Annotated in this window: 23 protein-coding genes, 1 tRNA gene and 1 pseudogene; 9 read left to right on the top strand and 16 right to left on the bottom strand. The window is 36.6% G+C overall.

Going from position 1 to position 24,411, the window contains the following annotated elements; genetic code table 11:
- The first annotated feature begins 25 nt into the window (after window positions 1-25).
- From hflX to AP75_RS01650, 4 genes are all read left to right on the top strand, one after another.
- On the top strand, window positions 26-1,243 hold the full coding sequence (hflX, locus tag AP75_RS01665) for a GTPase HflX (protein WP_088263460.1): 1,218 nt from the start codon (window positions 26-28) through the stop codon (window positions 1,241-1,243).
- Between the two features lie 16 nt (window positions 1,244-1,259).
- Window positions 1,260-1,982: a DNA alkylation repair protein gene (locus AP75_RS01660; protein WP_394335365.1), complete on the top strand. Its 723-nt coding sequence runs from the start codon at window positions 1,260-1,262 to the stop codon at window positions 1,980-1,982.
- Window positions 1,982-2,326, top strand: coding sequence for a DUF6122 family protein (locus AP75_RS01655; protein ID WP_031501229.1), 345 nt, complete (start codon window positions 1,982-1,984; stop codon window positions 2,324-2,326). Before AP75_RS01660 ends, AP75_RS01655 begins: the two co-directional genes overlap by 1 nt.
- Before the next feature lie 63 nt (window positions 2,327-2,389).
- Window positions 2,390-3,469, top strand: a complete 1,080-nt coding sequence (locus AP75_RS01650) for a calcium:proton antiporter (RefSeq protein WP_031501230.1) — start codon at window positions 2,390-2,392, stop codon at window positions 3,467-3,469.
- Window positions 3,470-3,511: 42 nt separating this feature from the next.
- Here AP75_RS01650 and AP75_RS01645 read toward each other — a convergent pair whose 3' ends face one another.
- A complete protein-coding gene (locus AP75_RS01645; protein ID WP_088263459.1) occupies window positions 3,512-3,889 on the bottom strand; it encodes a group III truncated hemoglobin in 378 nt (125 codons plus the stop codon).
- A gap of 207 nt (window positions 3,890-4,096) precedes the next feature.
- Here AP75_RS01645 and AP75_RS01640 point away from each other — a divergent pair, with 207 nt between their 5' ends.
- On the top strand, window positions 4,097-4,579 hold the full coding sequence (locus AP75_RS01640) for a YkgJ family cysteine cluster protein (protein ID WP_031501231.1): 483 nt from the start codon (window positions 4,097-4,099) through the stop codon (window positions 4,577-4,579).
- 122 nt (window positions 4,580-4,701) lie between these two features.
- Window positions 4,702-4,974: a hypothetical protein gene (locus AP75_RS01635; protein ID WP_031501232.1), complete on the top strand. Its 273-nt coding sequence runs from the start codon at window positions 4,702-4,704 to the stop codon at window positions 4,972-4,974.
- Window positions 4,975-5,158: 184 nt separating this feature from the next.
- On the opposite strand, the gene gdhA is transcribed toward AP75_RS01635, so the two are convergent.
- The 3 genes from gdhA to AP75_RS01620 all read right to left on the bottom strand — a co-directional run bounded on the left by gdhA (window position 5,159) and on the right by AP75_RS01620 (window position 8,611).
- Complete coding sequence (gene gdhA / locus AP75_RS01630; RefSeq protein WP_088263458.1) at window positions 5,159-6,517, bottom strand: NADP-specific glutamate dehydrogenase; 1,359 nt, start codon at window positions 6,515-6,517, stop codon at window positions 5,159-5,161.
- A gap of 185 nt (window positions 6,518-6,702) precedes the next feature.
- Entirely contained in the window at window positions 6,703-7,812 is a 1,110-nt protein-coding gene (gene dprA / locus AP75_RS01625; protein WP_031501234.1) for a DNA-processing protein DprA, read from the bottom strand.
- A gap of 28 nt (window positions 7,813-7,840) precedes the next feature.
- Window positions 7,841-8,611, bottom strand: a complete 771-nt coding sequence (locus tag AP75_RS01620) for a rhomboid family intramembrane serine protease (RefSeq protein ID WP_031501235.1) — start codon at window positions 8,609-8,611, stop codon at window positions 7,841-7,843.
- 150 nt (window positions 8,612-8,761) lie between these two features.
- Here AP75_RS01620 and AP75_RS01615 point away from each other — a divergent pair, with 150 nt between their 5' ends.
- Window positions 8,762-9,871 carry a DUF3078 domain-containing protein gene (locus AP75_RS01615; RefSeq protein WP_088263457.1) on the top strand — a complete coding sequence of 370 codons (1,110 nt, stop codon included), beginning with the start codon at window positions 8,762-8,764 and terminating at the stop codon, window positions 9,869-9,871.
- 6 nt (window positions 9,872-9,877) lie between these two features.
- Here AP75_RS01615 and AP75_RS01610 read toward each other — a convergent pair whose 3' ends face one another.
- The 11 genes and pseudogenes from AP75_RS01610 to AP75_RS01565 all read right to left on the bottom strand — a co-directional run bounded on the left by AP75_RS01610 (window position 9,878) and on the right by AP75_RS01565 (window position 21,127).
- Complete coding sequence (locus AP75_RS01610; protein ID WP_169711622.1) at window positions 9,878-11,413, bottom strand: YifB family Mg chelatase-like AAA ATPase; 1,536 nt, start codon at window positions 11,411-11,413, stop codon at window positions 9,878-9,880.
- Between the two features lie 96 nt (window positions 11,414-11,509).
- Window positions 11,510-11,890: pseudogene (locus AP75_RS14600) on the bottom strand (DUF3871 family protein); the annotation flags it as partial.
- A gap of 157 nt (window positions 11,891-12,047) precedes the next feature.
- Window positions 12,048-13,016, bottom strand: a complete 969-nt coding sequence (locus AP75_RS01605; RefSeq protein WP_088263455.1) for an ATP-binding protein — start codon at window positions 13,014-13,016, stop codon at window positions 12,048-12,050.
- 92 nt (window positions 13,017-13,108) lie between these two features.
- Window positions 13,109-15,619, bottom strand: a complete 2,511-nt coding sequence (locus AP75_RS01600) for a DEAD/DEAH box helicase family protein (RefSeq protein ID WP_088263454.1) — start codon at window positions 15,617-15,619, stop codon at window positions 13,109-13,111.
- A 67-nt stretch (window positions 15,620-15,686) separates the two neighbouring features.
- Entirely contained in the window at window positions 15,687-16,880 is a 1,194-nt protein-coding gene (locus tag AP75_RS01595; RefSeq protein WP_242589739.1) for a site-specific integrase, read from the bottom strand.
- Between the two features lie 205 nt (window positions 16,881-17,085).
- Window positions 17,086-17,160: transfer RNA gene (locus AP75_RS01590), tRNA-Val, on the bottom strand.
- Window positions 17,161-17,193: 33 nt separating this feature from the next.
- Window positions 17,194-18,432: a bifunctional folylpolyglutamate synthase/dihydrofolate synthase gene (locus tag AP75_RS01585; RefSeq protein WP_031501259.1), complete on the bottom strand. Its 1,239-nt coding sequence runs from the start codon at window positions 18,430-18,432 to the stop codon at window positions 17,194-17,196.
- Window positions 18,433-18,508: 76 nt separating this feature from the next.
- Window positions 18,509-19,408, bottom strand: a complete 900-nt coding sequence (locus tag AP75_RS01580; protein WP_031501258.1) for a hypothetical protein — start codon at window positions 19,406-19,408, stop codon at window positions 18,509-18,511.
- A 10-nt stretch (window positions 19,409-19,418) separates the two neighbouring features.
- Window positions 19,419-19,817 (bottom strand): ExbD/TolR family protein, encoded by a 399-nt coding sequence (locus tag AP75_RS01575; RefSeq protein ID WP_031501257.1) that lies wholly within the window; start codon window positions 19,815-19,817, stop codon window positions 19,419-19,421.
- A 3-nt stretch (window positions 19,818-19,820) separates the two neighbouring features.
- Entirely contained in the window at window positions 19,821-20,504 is a 684-nt protein-coding gene (locus AP75_RS01570; RefSeq protein WP_088263452.1) for a MotA/TolQ/ExbB proton channel family protein, read from the bottom strand.
- 164 nt (window positions 20,505-20,668) lie between these two features.
- Window positions 20,669-21,127 carry a hypothetical protein gene (locus tag AP75_RS01565; RefSeq protein WP_031501256.1) on the bottom strand — a complete coding sequence of 153 codons (459 nt, stop codon included), beginning with the start codon at window positions 21,125-21,127 and terminating at the stop codon, window positions 20,669-20,671.
- Window positions 21,128-21,369: 242 nt separating this feature from the next.
- Between AP75_RS01565 and AP75_RS01560 the strand changes: the two genes are divergently transcribed.
- Together AP75_RS01560 and AP75_RS01555 are read left to right on the top strand one after the other, a co-directional pair.
- On the top strand, window positions 21,370-23,163 hold the full coding sequence (locus AP75_RS01560; protein ID WP_088263451.1) for a DUF885 domain-containing protein: 1,794 nt from the start codon (window positions 21,370-21,372) through the stop codon (window positions 23,161-23,163).
- Between the two features lie 244 nt (window positions 23,164-23,407).
- The gene (locus AP75_RS01555) at window positions 23,408-23,761 is read left to right on the top strand and encodes a response regulator (protein WP_031501255.1); all 354 of its coding nucleotides are present in this window, start codon (window positions 23,408-23,410) and stop codon (window positions 23,759-23,761) included.
- A gap of 9 nt (window positions 23,762-23,770) precedes the next feature.
- On the opposite strand, the gene nth is transcribed toward AP75_RS01555, so the two are convergent.
- Window positions 23,771-24,391, bottom strand: coding sequence for an endonuclease III (gene nth, locus AP75_RS01550; RefSeq protein ID WP_031501254.1), 621 nt, complete (start codon window positions 24,389-24,391; stop codon window positions 23,771-23,773).
- Between the last annotated feature and the right edge of the window lie 20 nt (window positions 24,392-24,411).

The following is a 24,411-nucleotide window of genomic DNA, read 5'->3' as shown; positions in this document are numbered from 1 at the left end:
GAACATTAGATTATAGACAAAATATATGCTAGATAATAAAGAACATTTGTACGAGAAAGCCGTCCTTGTCGGGGTAATTACCCAAAACCAAGACGAAGATAAAGTTGTAGAATATATGGATGAATTGGAGTTTCTTGCTTTAACTGCAGGAGCTACCGTGGTGAAAAGATTTACCCAAAAGCTTACGCAGCCGGATTCCAAAACATTCATCGGAAGCGGAAAAGCACAGGAAATTAGAGATTATGTAAAGGAAAATGACATTAACACCATTATTTTTGATGACGAACTCTCGCCTTCGCAACTTAAAAATCTTGAAAAAGAAATCGAAGTTAAAATCCTTGATAGAACCAACCTTATTCTCGATATTTTTGCCCAGAGAGCACAAACTTCTTACGCGAGAACACAGGTGGAACTGGCTCAGTATCAGTATCTATTGCCAAGGTTGACCAGAATGTGGACTCACCTCGAAAGACAAAAAGGGGGAATCGGGATGAGAGGTCCGGGTGAAACCGAAATTGAAACTGACCGACGTATCATCCGCGACAGAATTTCATTATTAAAAGAAAAACTGAAAACCATCGACAAGCAAATGTCTACGCAAAGACAAAATCGCGGAAAGGTGGTGAGAGCAGCACTTGTGGGCTATACCAACGTTGGAAAATCGACTTTAATGAACGCTATTTCCAAATCCGAGGTTTTTGCGGAGAACAAACTTTTTGCAACCCTCGATACTACCGTACGAAAGGTGGTGATTGGGAATTTGCCGTTCCTTTTGACCGATACTGTTGGTTTTATCCGTAAACTTCCTACTCAACTTGTTGAAAGTTTCAAATCTACTTTGGATGAGGTTCGTGAAGCCGATTTGTTGATTCACGTCGTTGATATTTCCCATGAAAGTTTTGAGGATCATATCAATTCTGTTAATCAGATTTTAATGGAAATCAATGCGCATCAAAAACCGATGGTGATGGTTTTCAATAAAATTGATGATTTTAGTTATGAAAAAAAGGATGAAGATGATTTAACCCCAGAAACCCGAAAAAATATTTCCCTGGAAGAATGGAAAAAAACCTGGATGTCGAAATCGAAATATCCAACGGTATTTATCTCGGCTTTGACCAAAGAAAATTTCTCGGAGATGAAAAAAATTATTTACGATGAGGTTTTGAAAATTCATATTTCAAGATTTCCTTACAACGATTTCCTTTTTGAATATCATGATGATGAGGAAACAGGCGAATAATTTTTAATTTTAAAAAATGATGGGCAACCAATCAGATGCGGTAAAAGAAGCTTTGGAAATGTTAGCGCTGCCCGAAAAAGCAGCGTTTTTTCCAAGATTTTTCAAAGCGGGGAAAGGCGAATATGCGGAAGGCGACCAGTTTATCGGAGTTACAGTTCCGGAGCAACGAAAAGTAGCGAAGGAATATTTTGCAAGCATTTTCTTAGAAGAATTGAGTGAACTTCTAGTTTCTGAAATCCATGAACATAGGCATTGCGCGCTTTTGATGTTGGTTTTTAAATTCGAAAAATCGAAATCTGCAGCAGAAAAATCTCAGATCGTTGAATTTTATTTAAACCATAAAAAACACATAAACAATTGGGATTTGGTAGATAATTCCTGCTACAAAATTTTAGGGCGCTATTGTTTTGAAAATAATGACAACAGCTTACTAAAAGCACTTTCGGAGGAAGATAATTTGTGGAGCAAAAGGATGGCTGTTGTCGCAACGATGCATCATGTAAAGCAAGGTCAATTTGATTTAATGAAAGAATTGGTGTTGAAAAACCTGCGACATTCCCACGATTTGATGCACAAAGCGAATGGCTGGTTGTTGCGGGTAATGGGCGATAAAAATGAGGCGGAATTATTGAATTTTCTTAATGAAAATTACCGGAATATGCCTCGAACATCCCTTCGTTATGCGATTGAGAAATTAGATGAGGATCTTAGGCAAAACTATTTAAAAGGAAAAATTTGATGGAAAACCATTTCTACATTCGAGAAATTGTTCATTATTTTCTCCATTTTGTATTTCCGTTGTTGGTTGCGAAAATTTTCTTTAAAAATAATTGGAAAAAAGCTTATTTGCTGATGCTCGCGACGATGTTGGTCGATTTGGATCATCTTTTTGCTGATCCAATTTTCGATCCGAATAGGAGCAGTGTAGGTTTTCACCTTTTGCACTCTTATCCAATGGTTGTGCTTTATTTTCTTGGATTTGTTTTACTGAAAGGAAATTATAAGATTATCGCATTGGGATTGGTTTTCCACATGATCACCGATTTTCAGGATTTTTATCTATGGAGAGTGATTTTTCGATAAGAACTATCCAAATAATTTTGATTTTCAATAGATTTTTTGTATAATTGTGAAAATCGAAAATTGATGAAAGTAAAAAATATTTTAAACTGGACAGTCGTTTTCCCGGTTTTAGCGTCGGTATTTTATCTTGCAGGATTTCTTACTGACACTATTTTCGCAAATATTACCGGTGCCCTTTTGTTATTTGCAACAGTTTTAGCAGCTGTTCATCACGCAGAAATAGTGGCTCACAAAGTGGGAGAACCCTACGGAACTATCATTCTCGCAATTTGCATCACCATTTTGGAGGTGGGTTTGATTATCTCATTCATGCTTTCCGGTGGTGAAGGTGCTATGACTTACGCTCGCGACACCGTTTTCGCCGCAGTAATGCTTATTCTAAACGGAATTTTGGGGATTTGTATCTGGATCGGAAGCTGGAAATACAAAGAGCAGTTTTTCATGCGAAGTTCAGCCACCACTTATTTGGTGAGTTTGGTTGCGATTCTCGTTCTTACACTGATTTTACCCAATTTTACCTCCAGTGCACGGGGGCCAATTTACAATAATACTCAATTAATTTTTGTCTCCTTGGCTTGTTTGGTTATTTATGGATCTTTCCTAATGTTACAAACGGTACGTCACCGAAACTACTTTATCGTAGCAGCACCAGATGATCATACAGCGCATGAAGCAGCACCACCGAGTAATGCAAAAACAATTGCCAGTTTGGTTTTGCTGATTGTTTGTCTTGCGGTGGTCATTTTTATGGCAAAAGGACTCTCTCCGGTTATCGAAGATTTTGTAGAAAATATAGGTGCGCCGAGAGCTTTGGTGGGCGTAATTATTGCTTCCGTTGTATTATTGCCTGAAGGTTTGGCGGCAATTCGAGCTGCGCGAAACAACCAAATTCAATCGTCTATCAATTTGGGCTTAGGATCTGCATTGGCCAGTGTAGGGTTAACAATTCCTGCCGTTTCCGTGGTTTGTATAATGTTTGATATACCGTTCGTTTTGGGGTTGGATATGAAATCAATTATTTTGCTCGCATTATCCGTATTTACAGTGATGCTTTCCCTCAGTCGCGGGAAAACCAATCACCTATACGGAACAGTACTTCTCGTCAATTTAGCAGCATATATTTTTACGGTAATCGTACCTTAGAATAAATCGGGCGGTTTTCTGAATGGAAAGGAAATCGCCTAACTATCTTCTCGCTATTTGCATTTTATGACTCATCAAATTGGCGATATTCGTGGCTTTGTAAATTGCGGTTTCCGCCATTTCGCCGGTGAAATTTTCCTCCACAGTTTCTGTCCACAGTTTGATCCAGTGCTCAAAATGATGCTTTTCAATCGCCACTTTTTCATTAATTGGAAAATGCATCGCCATCGGGTTTCCTTTATAAGAAATCTGCCCAAAAAGCAACGTTTCCCAAAACGAGTACATCTTCGGTAAATGCCTATCCCAACTCACTTTTGCTACATCATTGAAAAAGAAGCCAATGTTCTCATCATCAGCAACTTTCTCATAAAAACGATTCACAAGCAGCTCAATATCTGCTCTTGTTTCCAGCTTTTTCATCCATCAAATTTAAGGAATTTAAGGAAGAGATTCCTATGATTTTGGTCATTAAATATTTGGGCGGACAATTCGCGCTATCCGCTACTACTCCTCAGTCGGCGGCTCCACTTCGTTCCGCCGCCTCCTTGTGGGGTAACCGCTACTATCGCGGCCGCAGGTCGGAATTAATCGAATATTTGTTTTCCAAATTAAACCTATTTTTGCATCATGAATCTTGAATTTTATAAAAACCAGGCCGTTTTAAAACAAAAGGAACACAAAAAATTTCTTGAAACTCTGAAAAAACGCCCGCCAAAAAATCTCGATTATATTGTTCAAGATACTCACGATGAGGTTTTCAGCAAGATTGATTGTTTGCAATGCGCCAATTGTTGCAAAACAACCGGACCGCTCTTTACAGAAAAAGATATTGAGCGAATAGCCAAACACCTTCGTATGAAATCAGCAGACTTTGAGCAGAAATTTTTAAGAACAGATGAAGACAACGACAAAGTTTTGCAAAATTTACCTTGTTGGTTTCTTAATTCCGATAACACTTGTTCCATTTACGAAGTTCGCCCGAAGGCATGTCGAGAATTTCCACATACCGATCGCAAAAAGATTTATCAAATTAATCACCTTACCATCAAGAACACGGTCATTTGCCCTGCAGCATTTGAATTTGTTGAAAAAATCCAGAAAAATCTGTAGAAGAAGTGAATCTAAATAAATCATAAACTCTTATAAATTCAGTTAAACTTCGGAGATTCATATAATTCCCTCGCGAAAACGGCATTTTAAAATCATTACTAACCAAAAAAATAGAAAGTATTATGAAAAAGTCGTTGTTCGCTGTTGTTTTTTTAGCAGCAGGAGTAAGTTTAGCAAATGCACAAAGTACGGAAGTTGCTAATAAAGCAAAAACAGACAAAGCGGTAAAAACAGAAGTAAAAGCAGCAGAAAATGCGGAAGTTGCTGCACAGGCGCCAACTTTTAAGAAAGAGTCTGTAGAAGCGAAAAAAGAAGAAACCGCAGCTCTGAAAACTGAAACTACTGCTGAACTGAAACAGGAACTTCCGGTTACAAAGACCGAGGAGAAAAAGTAAAAAAACCTAAAGAGTAAAAATGAAAAAGAATCCTGCAATTTTGCAGAATTTTTTGTGCGGTATACAAAAATAAAAAGCATTGAAAACCAATGCTTTTTATCCTTTCATTTTACTTTTTACCCATTATCCCGGGACAGGAATATCAATAAAAAAGTCTGGGAAATTTCCTCAGACTTTTTTTGTTTTATACTACTCCTTGAGCCAACATTGCTTCGGCAACTTTTACGAAACCTGCGATGTTTGCACCTTTCACATAGTTTACGTAGCCGTCTTCTTCTTTACCGTAATCTCTACAAGCTTTGTGAATTCCGATCATGATTTCTTTCAATCTAGCATCCACTTCTTCAGAGGACCAGTTTAAACGTATTGAGTTTTGCGTCATTTCTAAACCTGAAGTTGCTACACCACCCGCGTTGGAAGCTTTTCCTGGAGAGAAAAGTACTTTATTATCTAAGAAATAATTGATAGCATCCAAAGTTGAAGGCATATTCGCAGCTTCTGTTACGCAGATTACACCGTTTGCTACAAGATTTTTAGCATCATCCAAATGAAGTTCGTTTTGTGTTGCAGCAGGAATTGCTACGTCACATTTTACTTCCCAAGGACGTTTCCCAGCGTGGAATTCCGCGGTTGGGAATTTCTTCACATAATCTTCAGCGCGGTTGTTTCCGGAAGCTCTAAGCTCTAATAAATAATCAATTTTTTCACCGGTGATTCCGTCTTTATCATAAATATAACCATCAGGGCCAGAAATGGTAACCGCTTTACCGCCTAATTCTTCAACTTTTTTAATAACGCCCCATGCAACATTTCCAAAACCAGAAACAGTAACTGTTTTCCCTTTGAAATCTTGTCCAATTGTTTTTAGCATTTGCTCAGCAAAATATACTACACCGTAGCCGGTTGCTTCCGGACGGATCAATGAACCACCATAAGCCAATCCTTTTCCGGTAAGAACTCCGGTAAATTCGTTTCTAATTTTTTTGTACTGACCGAATAAATACCCAATTTCTCTTGCTCCCACTCCGATGTCACCTGCAGGAACATCCGTTTCAGGACCGATATGTTTGCACATTTCCGTCATGAAAGCCTGGCAAAAACGCATCACTTCCATATCGGATTTTCCTTGAGGGTCGAAATCCGAACCTCCTTTTCCACCGCCCATTGGCAAAGTAGTAAGAGAGTTTTTGAAAGTTTGCTCGAACGCTAGGAATTTAAGAACAGAAAGGTTTACCGTTGGATGAAATCGTATTCCACCTTTATAAGGTCCAATTGCTGAATTCATCTGAATTCTGAAACCTCGGTTTACTTGGATTTCTCCTTTATCATCTACCCAAGGAACTCTAAAAATAATGGTTCTTTCGGGTTCGGCCATTCTTTCCAAAAGCTTCATTCCCGTGTACTCTTTGCGGTTTGCAATAAAAGGAATTACCGTAACTGCAACTTCTTTCACTGCTTGAAGGAATTCTGGTTCATTAGGGTTTTTTGCCTCTATTTTAGCGACAAACTCCTGAATTTTTTGCTCTACATTATAGTGTTCCATAAAGGTTGAATATTATTGTCAACAAATTTAATTTTTTTTTCAAAACTTGCAAGAAAAATTTTATATGTTGTTGAAATATTAATGAATTTGCAGTTTATTTTTATTAAATTGATAATTTTGGTATTTACAATATTGATAATTGAATGTTATGCAAATATTAATAAATTTTTAAAAATCATGAAAAATTAAAGTGCCAGATATTGTCTTCCCGAAAGTGCTTTGATGTATCCTGCAATTTCCATTTGAAGCAAATCGGGCAAAATTTTATAGCTCGGAATTTCGAGTTTCTCCGATATTTCATCTAGTGAAAAAGGAGTGTTTTTATCTAAAATTTTCCAAATTGCCAACTGGTTTTCAGTTAAGAGCGTTCTGATTTCTGAAGTCGGGAATAACTCACCTATTTTTAAATGATCGCTCTGAAATCCAAGTTGTTCGGATAGTGAAGAAATGGTTGAAATTGTTGCTGCTTTGTTTTGAAGAATTAATTGATTGCAGCCCTGGCTAAATTTATCGGAAATTCTTCCGGGAAGGGCATAAACTTCACGGTTGTAATTATTGGCAAATGTCGCAGTGCTGATGGATCCGCCGCCGAATGCCGTTTCTACTACAATCGTGGCGGGAGATAATCCAGCAATGATGCGATTTCTCTGGATGAAATTCTCACGATCGGGTTTTTGCGAACTGTTGAATTCTGTGAAAAGAACGCCGTTTTCTTCAAGGATTTTTTCCGAAAGTTTTCTGTTTTTTGAAGGATAAAGTGTGTGGAAACCATGAGCTAATACCGCAATGGTCGGAATGTTGTTTTTCAAAGAAGATTCGTGAACTTCCGTGTCAACACCTAGAGCGAGTCCGCTAATTGTCAGTATATTTTTGTTCCTGTTATTTTCTAAAAAATCATGAACAAAATTTCTGCCGTATGTTGTAATATTTCTGGTTCCTACCAAACTGATGGGTCTTAGGGAAGGATCGAAATTTCCTTTTTGGTAAAGAATTGCCGGAGCGTCGTCGCATTCATCCAGTAGTTTAGGGAGATCTCCGAGGTGGCGCAGGTTGATTTCTATTTGATTGTTCTCGCAAAATTTCAACTCTTTTTCAGCGAATTTTAAATGTTCGGGATTGCCTATTTCCTTTGAAATTTTTTGTCCGATTCCATAGATGTTTTCTAGTCCGGTTTTGGTGAGTTGCCAAACATCCTTTGCGGAACCTGCCTCATTTACAAGTTTTCGAAAGATTAAATCTCCGATAAGTGGGCAGTGCCGAAGCGCGATGGAGTAGAGTGTTTCTTCGGAAAACATTTCGTATTTTTTTCAAATTTATTGAAAATTATCCGTTTTTTCTGATTTCATCTAAGTGATCCCAAGGATCCTCCTTTTTCAGGTAGGGAAGTTCCATAAAATCCTCCGGATGATTTTCTTTGTAGGCTTGCCAAAGTTTATCGTCTTTTTCGCTATAATAATTGGGAAATTGCCAAATGAATTTCTTGGTTTTTTCACCGGTTTTCCTAAAAACAAAAGCTAGTATCACTCCTACTACAGCACCTGAAAGATGCGATTGCCAGGAAATTCTGCTCGGTTCCGGAAGGGTTGAGAAAAGTTCTTCCGGCATTACGCCCCAAACTAAACTTCCGTAATATAATGCTACAATCAGCGAAACGGTCAAAAGTTTCATATTCCACCGGAAAACACCGCTGAAAAACAAGAAAAATGCTAAAACATATACAATTCCGCTGGCTCCGATGATACAAACGTGGGAGTATTCGCCGGTTAAGATATCAATCGGTGGAAGCATCCAAACCAAAAGTGCGGACACGAACCATCCGGTAACGAAAATCTTTTTTGCAATAGATGGATAAAATTGAAATAACAAAAATATAAGAACGAAAATCGGCACAGAATTTCCGAAAATATGATCAATTCCGCCATGAAGAAAAGGCGAGAAAAAAATCCCTTTCAACCCGGAAGGAGTGAGTGGAATAATAGCGCCATTGCAACCTTCGATAAGGTCAAAATTTTGCAGCAAAAATCCAAACCACATCGCTGAAACCATGATGATGGCGTATATTACCGCTTTGTAATTTAGAGATTCTTTTAACATCGATTTCTTTTTGTCAAAATTGTAGCCAATTTAATAATTAAGTAAATATGGCTAAAGTTTTCATTAAAATCAATAAAAATCAGTCAAAAAGTAACAAAAGATTGCTTCTGAATTTTATATAATTATTAGTTTGGCTTAAATTTGTAGGCTATGAGAAAGTTTATTGCCTTTATTCTATTGTTTTTTACGGCTGTAGTTTTCGCGCAGCGAGACAGAGAAATTCTTAAAGAAATCGATTCTATTTCTCAAAGAAGATGGGATTCGGTTGCATTGGATTTGGATAGTTTGTCGAATCCGAAACTCATCAATTTCGACAGGCATTTTAAGGATACCATCGTGATTCGCGATAAAGTGGTGATGTCGAATCTCACTCAGGAATTGCCTATTACTCCTTATAATATGCTAAAATTGCAAGGCCCAATTAAATGGTTTTATTACGGAACCAATAATTTGGTTTTCAATCAATCTTCGTTTTCCAACTGGAATTCCGGAGGGAATAATAATATAGGAATCATCGGAAAGATTAATTATAATTTAAGTTATAAAAATAACAAGCATTTCTTGGATAATACCTTGCAACTCGGTTATGGTTTTGTTGCTTCGCAAGGTGAAGCGTCGCGAAAAACAGAAGATTACATTAATCTTATGACTAACTACGGATACGATATCGGAAAAGACTTTTATCTTTCAACTGGTTTTCAGTTTCTTTCGCAGTTTTCGCCGGGTTTTAATTATACCGACACTCCTGATCCCGAATTTAAAGACCGTATTTCAAGGTTCATGTCGCCGGGATATTTGAATGCCGGTTTGGGTATTTCGTACAATCCTAATGAAAATTTCCAGGTAATTTTCCGTCCGGTGAATGGTAAATTTACCTTTGTTACAGATCCTTTGCTACAAAAGGCAGGGAAATATGGTTTGGAAAAAGACGGACAAAATGTGAGATCTGAGCTTGGTGCTTTGGTGAATGTTTTGTACCGTTTGAAAATCTATAAAGACATTAACCTTGTCAATCAAATTAATTTCTTTAGTAATTACATTTTCCATCCCGAGAGAGTGGATATTGCTTATAATGGTACGCTGAATATCCGGTTCAATAAATTTATTTCAACAGTAGTGAGTTTGGATTTGCTATACGACCACGATCAGTTGCAGAAATTGCAGATGAAACAAACCTTGGGCGTAGGTTTTTCTTATAATTTTGGTTTTGAAAATAAAGAGAAAAACAAAAAGTTGATTAAGCCGTTCGTGACGAATTAATTTTCTTTATACATTCCAAAATTCCCTATCCAGACTACGATATTGGATGGCTTCGGAAATATGGGCAGCGTTGAGGCGTTCCTGAAGTTCCAGATCGGCGATGGTTCGGGCAACCTTCAGTATTCTGTCATAAGCTCTTGCCGAAAGATTGAGTTTTTCCATGGCTGTTTTTATTAAACTTTGGGAAGCATCATCCAATTCGCAGTATTTTTCTATTTCTTTAGGACCCATTTGTGCGTTGTAATGAATCTCGGAATCCTGATATCTTTTAGATTGAATCTCCCTTGCCTTCAGAACTCTCGCCCTTATTTCTTCGCTTTTTTCACCTTTGCGTTTGTCGGTAAGTTGATCAAATTCTACCTTTTGTACCTCAATATGAATGTCGATTCGATCCAAAAGTGGCCCTGAAAGTTTATTCATATATCGTTGCATTTCAAATTGCGAAGAAGTATTGTTGGGATCATCCGGGAAATAACCGCTCGGACTCGGATTCATGCTTGCAACTAACATGAAACTCGCAGGATAATTTACGGTGAATTTTGCTCTTGAAATCGTTACTTCCCGATCTTCCAGCGGCTGTCGCATTACTTCCAGAACGGTTCTTTTAAATTCCGGCATTTCATCCAAAAATAAAACGCCATTATGAGCTAGAGAAATTTCTCCGGGTTGAGGATAGCTTCCGCCGCCAACGAGTGCGACGTCCGAAATGGTGTGGTGCGGACTACGGAAAGGGCGAACGGTCATCAACGAAGTTTCTGTTCCTATTTTTCCGGCGACTGAATGAATTTTGGTGGTTTCTAAAGCTTCTTTTAAAGTTAAAGGTGGAAGAATACTTGGAACTCTTTTCGCAAGCATGGTTTTTCCGCTTCCGGGTGGGCCAATCAAAATAATGTTGTGTCCGCCGGCTGCAGCTACTTCCATCGCTCTTTTTGCGGTTTCTTGGCCTTTTACTTCTGAAAAATCTGTGGAAAAGAAATTAATCTTTTCCTGAAACTCTTTTCTAGTGTCAATGGTTGTTCTCTCTAATGGAATTCCTTCATTGAAAAAATCGATGACTTCTTTGATGTTTTCGATGCCGTACACTTCGAGTTGATCGACAATTGCGGCTTCACGAATATTTTGTTTAGGAAGAATAATTCCTTTAAAACCTTCTTCGCGAGCTTTAATAGCAATCGGTAATACTCCTTTTATGGGAAGCAATCCACCGTCGAGCGAGAGTTCTCCCATGATGATGTATTCACCAATATTTTCTGCGGTGATTTGTCCTGAAGCGGCGAGAATTCCTAGCGCTATACTGAGGTCATAAGCAGAACCTTCTTTTCGCAAATCGGCAGGAGCCATATTGATGGTAATTTTTTTACCAGGAATTTTATACCCAACATTTTTTAATGCTGCGGAAATTCGGTAACTGCTTTCTTTGATTGCATTATCGGGAAGCCCTACCAAATGGTAACCAACTCCGGAAGTATCAACATTGACCTCAATGGTAATGGTTTGTGCAGAAACTCCATGGATGGCGCTCCCATAAATTTTCACTAACATGATTTTGTGTTTTAAAATAAAATTAGTAAAAATTTTCGGAATGAAGGCTTTTAACAAAAAGAACTTTTTGAAAAAAAAAAGCCTCACGTTTCTGTGTATTCCCGGAATCTTGATCAGAAATGCCATTCTCTCATAATAGATGGTTTTCTGGTGTTCAAGTAAATCCTTCACATTCAAATGGATTGCATCTGGTGTCCTGCCTTTGATCTGATGAGAAACTCTAATTTCAGGCATTGAAATACTCTGATAAGGAAATTCTTTACTAATAGCATTCATCACTGTTTCAATAAATTCCTGATGTGCTATGGTCTTTTCATTGTCCTTACTGAATACTGGAATTATGCATTCATTCTGCAGATGAGGTAAAGTCACATCTACTGTATTAGCGATGATAAAAGGGCTGTCTTTTGATGATGATACTTTATTAGAGTTGATGGGTTCAATTTCCTTCTCTCTAGTAAATGAAAAAGGTATCATATCTTTAGTAATTACGGCTTTTTCCGGATCATTATCATCTCTAATAGAAGTGATGATAGAGTCATCAACTTTATCCTCCAGAAAAATGTCCCGCACTGATCTTAACCTTGGGAAAGATTGGATTTCAGAGATTTCTGACTCTGATAAAGTATTAATATTACTGAATTTTTGATCTTCCATTCTGTAAATGTGTATTAGGGTTATTATTTATTAAGAGAGACTTTTTAGCCTCATAATCCAGTCTCAGGCTTTCCTGATACTCTGGAAACTGCTTATAAATTGAAAGTAATTCCTGAATGGTTCTGCAGGCCTGAATTGATTCATACACTACCTTCTCTGATACATTAAGATTTGTAGTAAACTGTCTTTCCAATTTTTCATCTGGAGTGTCTCTAAAAGCTTCCTCCGCACTGATCCTTGGAATACCATCCTTAGTTCTAGGAGAGTCAATAGGTTTTCCCTCCAAACACCAGTCTAAAATCTCTCTACCAGTTTTCTCACTGATTACGAATTCAGGCTTACCCATAAAGAGACCAGTTCTGTCCTTTGATGCAGTAGCAAAATGCTTGATATCCACATCAAAAACCAATGTGAACTCATAGTCCATACCATCTCTCTGTACAGACTTAAGACCAACCTTCTCTGGTATCATCTTACCATCTTTCTGATTCAGGACATAATCCTGTTTGGTTCTCATGGTGGCAATCACATGGCTCTTACAATGTAGAATTCTATCAACAAAAGCCTTTTGCCTTGGGGTAACTTTAGCCCAGTTGGTAAAGCTGTTACCTGCTAATTTAGAGTGGAAATCTAACAGCTCATCCCATTCATGTGAAATAGAGTCAACAATGATCACTTCCATACCAGCATTTTCGCAGATATCTAAAGCCTTAATGTAGTTTTCTGGTGTAAAAGGTGGTGTAAGAGAGATTACATTGTACTCTCCTAAATGGGCATACAAATCTGCACTGCCATTTTCTGTGTCAATGATGGCTACTTTAGATAAATCTCCACCTGATAGCCCTTTAGCCATTAGCAGAGAACTCATTGTCTTTCCAGATCCTGAAGGACCTTGCAGCGCCATTTTTATTCTGGCCTGTTTTCTTTCTGATTTTCTTAGGTTCATAAAATTTGTTTTTGGGGTTATACGAGAAAACCACCCCGAAGGGGTGGCTCTATTTTATATCCTACTATTTTTTTTATTCTATATTAGGTTTTTCAAAAAAAGTCGGATGGGTAGTGATGGTTAATAATTTTTTTTAGTTTTACTTCAGAAAATGTATATTCGTCTGACTTATCCAAATCACCAAATGATTTAGTGAATAGATTTTTTAAAAATTTTGTTGCTTCTATATTTTGGTTTTCATCAGGCAGGGCACTAAAAAATTTTGTGTCTTTTAAAACAGGTAAGCTTTCTGAAAGGTCATTGTAAAGCTGTACACTATTTAGATCTCCAATAGTTTCAATTTTAGTTGGTAAATATTTAGATCTTTCATTTCCTACAATTAGAGAATTAAAATGCTTGAATACTTCTTTTACTTTATCCTTTATTTCTAGTAGAGATTCATCGTTAGAATTCATTAAGGCGTGTATAACATGATGGGGAGAAACCCTTTCACTATTATCAATTTTTGATTCCGGGTAATATTTCCTAAAAATCTCCAGAAGTAATTTTTTGGAGAACTTATAATTGCTTGGCTTTACACTCTTTCCATTGTAGGTTACAACGTGAGTGGACAGCTTGTTTTTAATATGATTGTATAATTTTTTAAATGAAGGCACTTCTTCAGTAACATAATCAGAAAATAAATCGTCAATTACAGATGGAAAATTATCATCTGTAAAATCGGTCTTCTGGAAGTTTACTGATACGAGTTTACAGTTGATGAACTGATTCATAAATGCATTTATGGTTAAGTTCGCAGCAATGTCACCATATAAAAATTTATTCTTTTGAAGTTGTAGCTTGCCCAAATTCAACCTGAAATTTTCCTTTATTAACGTTCCATTGGCTCCTGTATACATGATTGGAGTACCTATATACTGTAAATATTCTTTTACTGCATCAGAGATAATTTTAGTCTGAAAATTCACTGGTGCGTATTTAACAATCATCTCATCAGTTAAATCATCACGGTCAATTTCTGTCAACAATTTATAGGTTTCGGGTGTGATTTTTCTAATTTCGTTATAACTTTCTCTAAATGCATTGTATTGAGTTGAAGTCATACTTGCAGGTCTTCCATTTCTAAATGTCATATAATCTGGATACATTGTAATAATGTGAATTTCCCCTGGAATTCTTTGACGAGCTACTGCCTGAATTAAATCTATATAACCGCCAGAAAAGATGCCGTACAGATTTTCAAATGCCATCTTTGAAGAATAGGGAGGCATAACAATCACAAAGCAGTGGTTTTCTTTGGTTATGTTTATACCTGTCTTGAAATTAGTTCCAATATTTATTTTAGTTGAATCATACCTGTTTTTTGGCTCATCCACAGTAGTTCTCTGATTTTGAATAAGCTCTGAAACGCATAATTTCACATTGTTTGGAGAGTAATTTCTAAGCAGAGCACCAACTTCTCCAGCATATATGTTCTCTGCTAGTTTCTTTGAATAACACAAAATATCTATTGATTTTCGTTGACTTATTGCATCCTGAATAATTGATTTTAATTTTTCATTTTCTTTGAAAGAAAAAGAGTTGTCAAAGTGAATATGTAAGTCACTCAACTTTGATTCAATCTGCTTCCTAGTAGCCTCAATTATTTTTATTTTTTCATCAGTCATTTCTGATAACTTATTTATTACAATCAGTGATGGATCATTATAAGTTTCGCTTAGAACGAATATTTTATGGAGCACATCCTTCCATAAATAAAGATGAAGTATGTTTTCGGCAGTGAAGTTATGAACTGCATCGTGCAACTCATCAAAAATGAAAATTACTTTCTTTTTACCTAGACTTTCTGATGTAAGCTTAGTAGAGTCATAAATTTTGTCTGGATTTACAGGTAAATCGTCATTACCATTTAACTCATTGATTTGTGAATTTGTTAGATTTAAAAAGAGTTCTTCCATTTCCTCCTCGGTTGGATTTGGCCTGCCATCATATTTTATTATTTGTGGATTAAGAGCTTTAGGGAATTCTTTTAGATATTTTCTCTTTATACGAGAGTTTATAGCAGCATTCTCACCTGCATTTCCCAACAGACAGTTTGCTGTCACAACATGCACCCTTCTCCTTAACTGATAATCTAAAGTGCTTTTTGGAAATTCTTTTGGGTTTAGCCATTCATACCTGTAAATTTGATTTTCAGGAATCCCATTTGCTATTAATTCTTCAACATACTGCGATACAAGACTTACATAAGGAACTGCAACTATTATATAAGTGTCCGGGTGCTCAGTAAAGTATTTCTGAACAGTTTTCAGAATAGTATAAGTCTTTCCTTGTCCTACTCCAATATTGATAACAGTAGTATCTTTGGTTTGCAGGTTTAGATGTTCAGATAGTGCGTCATAAACCCTGCCGCTTTCTGGGTCAGGTTGTATTTCAACTGTTGAAACTCTGGAACGGTAACTTTCATTTACTTCCTCGCTCTCCTCACTAGTAAGACCTCCAAAATATTTATCATTTAAGTCATCAGGCAGAATTTTGAAATAATCTATCGGAAAACCAATAAATAAATCACTAATATTCCCTTGTGTTGTATCATCAGGCATAACAAGCAGTATTAAATTTTTTAAAAGATACTTCAATACTGCTGTCTGCTATATGCCATATATGGAATTATTTTAATAATTTCTCCACTTTACTCATGCTTTCAGATAGCTTTGCTTTGACCACCTTGGCATAATGATTCTGCGTAATGCTCATTTCAGAATGTCCTAAAAGCTCAGATACAATTTCCATGGGAACATCATTATACAGCAGTATGGTTGATGCAAAAGTTTTTCTGGCTATGTGATGGGTCAGGTTTTTCTGAATCCCTACAATCTCAGCAATCTCCTTTAGATAGGAGTTAAAACGTTGATTGGAAATTCTTGGTAAGAGTTTTTCTCCGCCTTCATATTTCTGCAAAATATACTCCGCTTTCTTTAGGAGAGGGATTTCATATTTCTTATTGGTCTTTTGCCTCGTAATACTGATCCATTTCTTTTTATCAGAGCCAATGATTATGTGTTTCCTTTCCAGAGTAGACATTTCCAAAAATGCCAGACCAGTATAACAACAGAAAATAAACATATCTGCTACCTGTTGAAGTCTCTGGGATGCAAACTCATGCTGGTCAATCTTTGCAAGTTCTTCCTCACTTAAGAAAACCACCTGTTTTTTAGGTCTTTTGTTCTTATGGAGTAGGAAAGGATCTTTTGCAAGAAAATCTAATCCTACAGCTAATTTAACCATCTGTTTTAGCCTTTGAAGGGTTTTATGGATGGTGTTCTGCTCAAACTGTTTTTCTGCTTTTAGATAGTATTCAAATTCTGTGATAAATGACATTTTCATTTTATTTAACAAGTAATCATGTTTCTTAAATTTCCAGAAGATATAATTTTTCACATGAGTTTTGGTCTGATAGAATTTAGCTACAGATCCTTTTGTAGTAGAGATGCCAATCAGCTTTTCCTGCTTTGCAATATGCAGATTGAATATTTCCATTATAGATTTATCATCTTTAATGTTTTCACCTTTATAATGCATGTAAATATCTTCTGCATTAAATTCCCTGCCTTGTACCTGCAGGAATAAAAAAGCCTGATTAATCTCTTGTTTAATCAGGCTTAGTTGGGTATTGATTTGGGAATTAGGTGTATTGGATGGAAATGCTTTTTGTTTAGCTGCATTCCAATTATCAGGATTTATAAATAATCCTGTAGCAAAAGGTTTTCTTTGTTTGTCCAAAGTAATTCTACATTCAATAGGGCAAACCCCTTGCGCATTGATCTTGTTCCTTCTTAAAAGGAATAGTATTGAGATTTTCATAGAAATGTTGATTTAATAGGGGTTTTAATGGGTAACCTGAGAAATTTTTGGGTAACCTGGAGGGTAACCTAAAAAGGCATACTTTTTTAAGATTAACAGGAGAGTCAGTATATTTTAAAGAATTTGGCTATTCCCACCAGCCCCTATAAACACTAAGTTTATAGCACAAAAAAAGCCTCACATTTCTGTGAAGCTTATACAAGTGTGGGTCCTGAGGGATTCGAACCCCCGACCCTCTGGGTGTAAACCAGATGCTCTGAACCAACTGAGCTAAGAACCCTTGTTTTTGGTGTTGCAAATATACAACGTTTTTTTATTTCTGCAAATTTTTTTCCAAAAATTCTCCCACAACGAAGTTGCTTCCGCCGATAAAAATCATTTCTCCATTTTTAATATTCTGTTTTGCAGAGAGATATGCTTGCTGAACTTCGTCAAAAATTTTATAAGAAATTTTCGATTTTTTCAGTAAATTTTCATAATCTTTGGGGTGACGGCCACGATTGACGTATGGTTTGGCAAAATAATAAGTAGAATTTTGGGGCAAAATCCGTAGAACTTCATCTAATTTTTTATCATTTACAAATCCCAGGATAATATGTTTGTGTTCGGGTAAAGTATTGAGTTGCGCAAAAACCTCTTCCAAACCCGCTTGATTGTGACCTGTATCACAAATCGTCAATGGATTTTTTGAAAATTCGTACCATCTACCTAAAAAATTGGTGTTTTTTTGAACATTTAAAAGTCCGGCTTGGATATTTTTCTCAAAAATTTGAACTCCGAGGTTTTTTAATTCATGAATTAATGCCAAAACTACTTTGATGTTTTTCTTTTGATAATTTCCCTTTAAATCAGATTCAAAATTCGAATTAATTGTTGTCGAATCGATGAACTCGGCATTTTTTTCTTTGGCTTTATTTGCAATAATTATTTTTACTGCATCATTTTCATCGCCTGAAATCACCGGAGTATTTTCTTTGATGATTCCTGCTTTTTCAGTAGCGATTTCTTCCACAGTGTTTCCCAAAATATTTTGATGATCCAAAGCAACATTGGTAATTGCTGATACCAACGGATTGATGATGTTGGTGGAATCTAATCTTCCGCCTAAACCGACTTCGATAATGGCGAAATCTACTTCTTGCTGGGCAAAATATTCGAAAGCCATAATCGTCGTAAATTCGAAAAAAGAAGGCCGGATATCTGAAGGAAGATTTTTGAGTTTTTGGATGAAATGATAGACAAATTCTTTATCGCAGTTTTTACCATTCACCTTGATTCTTTCCGTAAAATCAATTAAATGTGGCGAATTGTATAAACCTATTTTATAGCCGGATTCCTGCAAAACGGAAGCGAGCATATTGCTAGTAGAACCTTTTCCGTTGGTTCCACCGATATGAATCATTTTGATTTTTTCTTGGGGATTTCCGAAAAAAGCACAAAGCTTGGTGATGTTTTGAAGCCCTGGTTTATACGCTTTTTTACCATCGATTTGGTAGTTCGGAGCTTGCACAAAAAGCCACTCTACAGCTTCTTGATATTCATGATTTGTCATTCCACAAAATTCACAAAAGTTTTTGGTTTTGGGAAATTATTTTCGTAAAGTTTTTTATGAAATTCAGGTAAAATTTTTAGAAAGTAATTTTATAAGTTCCGGTAGATGAGGTCGAAGCTTTTTCGGCTTTTACATATTTTTTAACCCAAGAAACCGATGTTGAAGCAACGCAAGGATCGGAAATTCCTCCCGATCTTCTCGCGGAAATTACGTTTCCTGCCTTATCAACGGTGTAAGAAACCGTGATGCTTCCGCTGGCTGAGCAATTATGCGATGGTTGTGCGCCGCCACGTCCCATCGTTCCGGGAATGTAGCCAACTAATTTTCTGTCGATCCCAATTTTGCTATCGCCATCACCATCACCGCCCAAAGGATCTCCTTGGTTTCCTATGCCGGTTCCGGTGCCTTGTGAGCCGGCTTTTGTACCACGTCCTTTAATTAAATTTCCAATTGCAGAGGTTCCTTTTCCGTCGCCTGAGCCGGTTTTCGAATTGGAAGTTGTGGATTTAGAACTTGATGCTTTTGTCGAAGATTTTGTCGAAGATTTTGATGAAGAAGCAACGGTTGATTTCGTATTTTTCTCTGATTTCTCAGAATTTTTTACCGTGTTTATAGCACTTGTTCCTGTTATTACTTTTTCTTTCGCAGACTCTTTTTTAGTGATTTCAACAGCGTTCGAAGGTTCTGTAATTTTAGTTTCAGATTGCGCTTCCGCAGATGTTTCTAAGGTTGTTGGATCGCTTGTTGCGGCCAAACTTCCTTTTTGTTCGGCGGGTTCTTCTATTCCATTTCCGTTTCTGTTGTCACCGAAATTGATGAGCATGCTGGTAACGACCTCGTTTTTTTCGGGAATCGTGGTGGTAAATTTATAAAGAGAAACAAACAGCAGGAGAGCGGACCAGATAATCGCGGTGATAATTCCGCTTTTGATCTTGTCTTTATTTTCTTCCTTTTTATTGATGCTGTATTGGTTCATTTTGTAAGGCTTAATCTTCTTTCGTAGTGGCAATCGCGATGCTGAATTTGTGCTTTTCTGCAATTTCCATCGCAAAAACTACGTCTTTATGAAACGAATTTTTGTCGGCTCTAATGGTAAACGAAGGCTTTTGAGTATTTTTTAATTTTTCGACGATTACCGATTCCAAAGCTTCTTTTTTTACAGCAACATCATCTACAAAATAAGAGCCATCTTCTTTAATGCTTACCGTCACCTGGTTTGGAATGCTCGGATTTTCAAGTTCGCCTTTCGGAAGTTCTACATCAATCGCACTTTGGTTCGCCGCTGCGGAAGTCACCATGAAAAAGATGAGGAGCAACAAAATCACATCCACCATTGCAGCAAGACTGAACTCGGGGTTTGCTTTATTTCTGCGTTTAAGTTTCATGATTTATGATGGTTTGTTGATGATGTCTAAAAAGTCGGTAGAAAGGTGTTGTACTTTCAGAACAAATTTATCGATTCTTGTGAGGAGTAAATTATAGAAAAAATTGGAAGGAATTGCCACTGCGAGACCCATTGCGGTTTGTCCGAGAGCGGTATAAATTCCTTCAGAAAGTGTTTTCGGCGAGAAAGAACCTTCAGCATTCGACATGCTAAAAAACGCCATAATCAATCCGATCACCGTTCCCAAAAGTCCCAACATTGGAGCTAGACTTGGTACAGAAGCTAAAAGATTCAGGTTTTTTTCTAATTTGGAAATTTCTATTTGTGCTTGACTTTCCATTGCGCTTACGATGTCAGAAATCGGTCTTCCGATTCTTGTAATTCCTTTTTCCAGGATTCTGGCTTCTGGAGTATTTTGTCTTTCGCAATAATCAATCGCTGCATCTACACGGCCCTGATTCAGCAAATCCGCAATGTTATTCATTAAATTCGTGTCGTTTATTTTCAACATTCGGTTGATGTAAAATAACCTTTCGAGAAAAATATAAAGCGAGAAAACACCTAATGCAATTACGGTGCACATTACGATATTAGCGAAAAGGTTTCCGTGGAAAATGATTTTCCAGAAAGAGAAAACTTGCTCCTGCGTTTCCGGCGTTACGGCTTGTGCTGCTGCTTGTAAAAACATTTAATATAAATTTATAATTAAAAACTGAACGATAAAATTAGGTTAATATTGTTGAAAAACCTTTCTGTTAATCATTTTTAAATGATTAATGTGTTCAAATAACCTGCTTTTTCTACTTGAGAAAAAAACGGTTTTAACAAAAAAAGCTAAGAAAAAAACGGGAATTACTCGTCTACTTCAATCTCGTCTTGCCTGAAATTGCATTTCAATTTAAAAGGAATTGTTTCGTCGGAACCGGTATAAAAATCGGTGATTTCCCCTTTCCATAATAGCTCCAAATCTCTATTTTCGTTTTGGGTAAAAGACAATTCATTTTGGTAAAGAAATGCGTCTTCATCGTCGAAAAGGTTTACTTCCGTGAAGGTTTCATCGTCGGAATCGTCAATCTCAAAAGTTTTTCCTTCTACTTGATCATCTTCGAGGGGAAATTCGTAAACATTCATCGAAAGTTGCGGAAAACGATATTGTAGAGAGTCGTCATCCACGTGATCCAAAGAATCGTCGGTGATGATTTCAACTTCCAGAAAATGCTTTTGATTGCTGTAAACCGCTTTAGAGTAAGTACTTTTGATGTGGTATTTAAGGGTTTCTTCAGGGTGATAGATTTTTAAAATCCCTTTCATTTCGGTAAGAAAAAAAATGTTAATTAATTGATTGTGAATCTGCTTCAACAAAGATAAAAAATTGATTCGTTGTGCAAAATTTTTTGTTCTTTTTTTAGAATTAATGCAAGTTTTAGCGTTTTATTTGTTGTTTTTAAACGATTTTAAAGAAGAATGAAAATTTTTTAAATCGATTTCTCAATAAAAATGAAGTGATAATATTAAAACTATTAATTTAGCGTTTCCAAAAATAAATCATCAGAATGAAGAATATCTTTTATAAAGCACTTTGTGGCGTAGGAATTATTGTTTCTTTAGTTTCTTGCAAAAAAACTGATTCGCCTCTTACCAAAGTTACACCAGCGGATTTGGATTCTATTGCTGCGAACTATTATGAGCAATATTTGAAACTTCATCCTTTGGAAGCCACTGCACAAGGTGATTACCGTTACAATGACCAATTACCGATTACCATTGATAGAGATTTCATTTCTGGCGAAATTTCCTTTTTCAATTCCGTGCAGGAGCAGCTGAAAAAAGTGGATTATAAAAATTTGAATGACGAGGATAAAACTGTTTATGATGTCCTCGATTATACCTTAAAAGATAAAATAGAAAACTACGCTTATCACCCGGAATATATTCCTTTTACTCAATTCGACGGGCTTCCTTTGCAATTTCCGCTTTTGGGAAGTGGTAGTGGATTTCAGCCTTTCAAAACCGAAAAAGATTATCAGGATTGGTTGAGCAGAGCTGAAAAATTCCCGAAATGGATGGATGCCGCGATTGAAAATTTCCGTGAAGGAATTAAAAATAATTATGTTTTGCCTCAAAAATTGGTCGTTAAGATGATTCCTCAGATGACCGCGGAAGAAATCGTAAGTCCGGATTTGGAGAAAAATATTTTCTATGGTCCCGTAAAAAACTTCCCAAAAAGCTTTTCTGAAGCACAAAAAGAAAAATTAATTGCGGATTATAAAAACCTCATTCTTCAAAAAATTATTCCTGCATATATAAAAATGGGCAATTTCTTAGCGAAAGAATATTTGCCAAAAGCAAGAAAAAGTGATGGGATTAATGCGTTGCCGAAAGGAAATGAGATTTATGCATTTTATGTGAAAAGCCACACCACTACCGACAAAACTCCGGAAGAAATCAATAAAATTGGATTGGAACAGGTGGCAATGCTTCGTGCGGAAATGGAAAAAGTGAAGCAACAAGTTGGTTTCTCTGGAACATTGGAAGAGTTTATCACTTTCGTAAAAGCCGATCCTAAAGCAATGCCGTATAAAACCGAAAAAGAAGTAATCAATGCTTTCAATGGGATTTTGACAAAAATTACCCCGAAATTGAAAACCATGTTCGGCGTTACTCCAAAAACCAAATTTGAGATTCGCCAAACCGAAAAATTCCGAGAAGCAACGGCAAGTGCTGAATATTTTCCGGGAACATCTGATGGTAAAAAACCGGGAATTTTCTATATTCCTTTGCCGGATCCTTCGAAGTTTAATGTGACTTCCGGAATGGAATCGCTTTTCCTTCACGAGGCAATTCCTGGCCATCATTATCAGGTTTCGCTTCAACAGGAAAACACTGCACTGCCGAAATTTATGAGGTTTGGTTGGTTCGGTGCGTATGGTGAAGGATGGGCGCATTATTGTGAAACTTTGGGTCCCGAATTTGGTTTGTACACCGATCCTTATCAAAAAATGGGTTATCTGAGTGACCAAATGTTGAGAGCGGTTCGTTTGGTTGTTGATACCGGTTTGCACACCGGAACGATGAATCGTGAAGAGGCAATTAAGTATTTCTTGAGTAATATTTCGTATGATGAAGCCGCTGCAACAGCGGAAATTGAACGATATATGGCTTTGCCGGGACAAGCATTGGGTTATAAAATCGGAGCGCTTCGAATTCGGGAACTTCGGGATAAATATCAAAAAGAATTGGGTGCCAAGTTTAGTTTGGCCAAATTTCATGATGAAGTTTTAAATCAAGGTTGTCTTCCGCTCGATGTTTTGGATCGGAAAATGGAAAATTGGGCGAAAAGACAATAATAAATTACGTAAATATTTGAACAAAATCCCCTGAAATCATCAGCGGATTTTTTATTTAATTGTCATAAATAATCAAAGGTGACGGAATTTTGAATTTTATTTAAAAATAATAATTTATGAATATTAAATTTGATGAAAAATTTTCATTATTTAATAAATAACATTAATAAAAATAATTAATTTTGCTTTTTCAATATCAGAAAATTTATTTTGATAGCCAACTTTAAAAAACACGAAGAAGTATATGGAAATTTTGGTGGTGGATGATAATAAGGATATCTGCACGTTGCTCGAAAGCATTTTAATTGCCGAAGGTTTCGATGCGGAATCTTGTACGAATCCTTTGGATTTTAATAAAATGATTGAAAAAAATCATCCAAAACTTATTATCACCGATTTGCTGATGTCGGGTTTTGACGGGAAAATTTTAACTAAAAAAATTAAAGAAAATCCACAAACTCAGCACATCAAAATCATGATGATGTCTGCGCATCCCGATGCGGATAAAATTAGCAAAGCAATCGATGTGAACGATTTTCTCACCAAATCTTTTGAAATCGAGGAGCTGGTGAACAAAGTTGAAGGGCTTTTAAAATAAACTCAGAATTTATTTTTCAAAAAGCATTCTCGTTAAGAAATCTTTTTCTTTATTGCCTCTCGCGGGAGAATATTCGCGGCCGTAGAAAATAATTTGTAGATGAAGTTTGTTCCAACTTTCTTTCGGGAAGAGTTTTTTTGCATCTTTTTCTGTTTCTACAACGTTTTTTCCTGAAGTTAGTTGCCATTGAATCATCAATCGGTGAATGTGCGTATCAACCGGAAAAGCAGGTTCGCCGAAAGCTTGGCTCATTACCACCGACGCGGTTTTGTGACCAACTCCCGGAAGTGCTTCCAATTCTTCAAAAGTTTGTGGAACCTGGCCGTTATGCCTTTCTACCAGTAGTTCTGCCATTTTTTTTAAGTTTTTGGCCTTGGTATTTGCGAGCCCGATTTCTTTGATTAAATATTTAATTTCATCAACTTCTAAATCCTTCATTCTAAAGGGATCACCTGCAACTTCGAATAATTTTGGGGTAATTTGGTTTACCTTTTTATCAGTCGTTTGGGCCGAAAGAGCTACCGCGACCAAAAGCGTGTAAGGATCGCTATGATCCAGAGGAATCGGAACTTCCGGATATAATTTTTCGAGTTCCGTCAACACGGTTTCTGCTCTTTGCTTTTTTGTCATTTTAGCTTTAAATTTGAACA

It is taken from the genome of Kaistella haifensis DSM 19056, from assembly GCF_000735695.2.
GTDB lineage: Bacteria > Bacteroidota > Bacteroidia > Flavobacteriales > Weeksellaceae > Kaistella > Kaistella haifensis.
Note: the sequence above shows the minus strand (reverse complement) of the source record. Positions and strands in the feature narration are given on the sequence as shown.

Coding starts and splice junctions, on each gene's coding strand:
- hflX (WP_088263460.1), top strand. CDS start 26: ATGCTAGATAATAAAGAACATTTGTACGAGAAAGCCGTCCTTGTCGGG.
- AP75_RS01660 (WP_394335365.1), top strand. CDS start 1,260: ATGATGGGCAACCAATCAGATGCGGTAAAAGAAGCTTTGGAAATGTTA.
- AP75_RS01655 (WP_031501229.1), top strand. CDS start 1,982: ATGGAAAACCATTTCTACATTCGAGAAATTGTTCATTATTTTCTCCAT.
- AP75_RS01650 (WP_031501230.1), top strand. CDS start 2,390: ATGAAAGTAAAAAATATTTTAAACTGGACAGTCGTTTTCCCGGTTTTA.
- AP75_RS01645 (WP_088263459.1), bottom strand. CDS start 3,889: ATGAAAAAGCTGGAAACAAGAGCAGATATTGAGCTGCTTGTGAATCGT.
- AP75_RS01640 (WP_031501231.1), top strand. CDS start 4,097: ATGAATCTTGAATTTTATAAAAACCAGGCCGTTTTAAAACAAAAGGAA.
- AP75_RS01635 (WP_031501232.1), top strand. CDS start 4,702: ATGAAAAAGTCGTTGTTCGCTGTTGTTTTTTTAGCAGCAGGAGTAAGT.
- gdhA (WP_088263458.1), bottom strand. CDS start 6,517: ATGGAACACTATAATGTAGAGCAAAAAATTCAGGAGTTTGTCGCTAAA.
- dprA (WP_031501234.1), bottom strand. CDS start 7,812: ATGTTTTCCGAAGAAACACTCTACTCCATCGCGCTTCGGCACTGCCCA.
- AP75_RS01620 (WP_031501235.1), bottom strand. CDS start 8,611: ATGTTAAAAGAATCTCTAAATTACAAAGCGGTAATATACGCCATCATC.
- AP75_RS01615 (WP_088263457.1), top strand. CDS start 8,762: ATGAGAAAGTTTATTGCCTTTATTCTATTGTTTTTTACGGCTGTAGTT.
- AP75_RS01610 (WP_169711622.1), bottom strand. CDS start 11,413: ATGTTAGTGAAAATTTATGGGAGCGCCATCCATGGAGTTTCTGCACAA.
- AP75_RS01605 (WP_088263455.1), bottom strand. CDS start 13,016: ATGAACCTAAGAAAATCAGAAAGAAAACAGGCCAGAATAAAAATGGCG.
- AP75_RS01600 (WP_088263454.1), bottom strand. CDS start 15,619: ATGCCTGATGATACAACACAAGGGAATATTAGTGATTTATTTATTGGT.
- AP75_RS01595 (WP_242589739.1), bottom strand. CDS start 16,880: ATGAAAATCTCAATACTATTCCTTTTAAGAAGGAACAAGATCAATGCG.
- AP75_RS01585 (WP_031501259.1), bottom strand. CDS start 18,432: ATGACAAATCATGAATATCAAGAAGCTGTAGAGTGGCTTTTTGTGCAA.
- AP75_RS01580 (WP_031501258.1), bottom strand. CDS start 19,408: ATGAACCAATACAGCATCAATAAAAAGGAAGAAAATAAAGACAAGATC.
- AP75_RS01575 (WP_031501257.1), bottom strand. CDS start 19,817: ATGAAACTTAAACGCAGAAATAAAGCAAACCCCGAGTTCAGTCTTGCT.
- AP75_RS01570 (WP_088263452.1), bottom strand. CDS start 20,504: ATGTTTTTACAAGCAGCAGCACAAGCCGTAACGCCGGAAACGCAGGAG.
- AP75_RS01565 (WP_031501256.1), bottom strand. CDS start 21,127: ATGAAAGGGATTTTAAAAATCTATCACCCTGAAGAAACCCTTAAATAC.
- AP75_RS01560 (WP_088263451.1), top strand. CDS start 21,370: ATGAAGAATATCTTTTATAAAGCACTTTGTGGCGTAGGAATTATTGTT.
- AP75_RS01555 (WP_031501255.1), top strand. CDS start 23,408: ATGGAAATTTTGGTGGTGGATGATAATAAGGATATCTGCACGTTGCTC.
- nth (WP_031501254.1), bottom strand. CDS start 24,391: ATGACAAAAAAGCAAAGAGCAGAAACCGTGTTGACGGAACTCGAAAAA.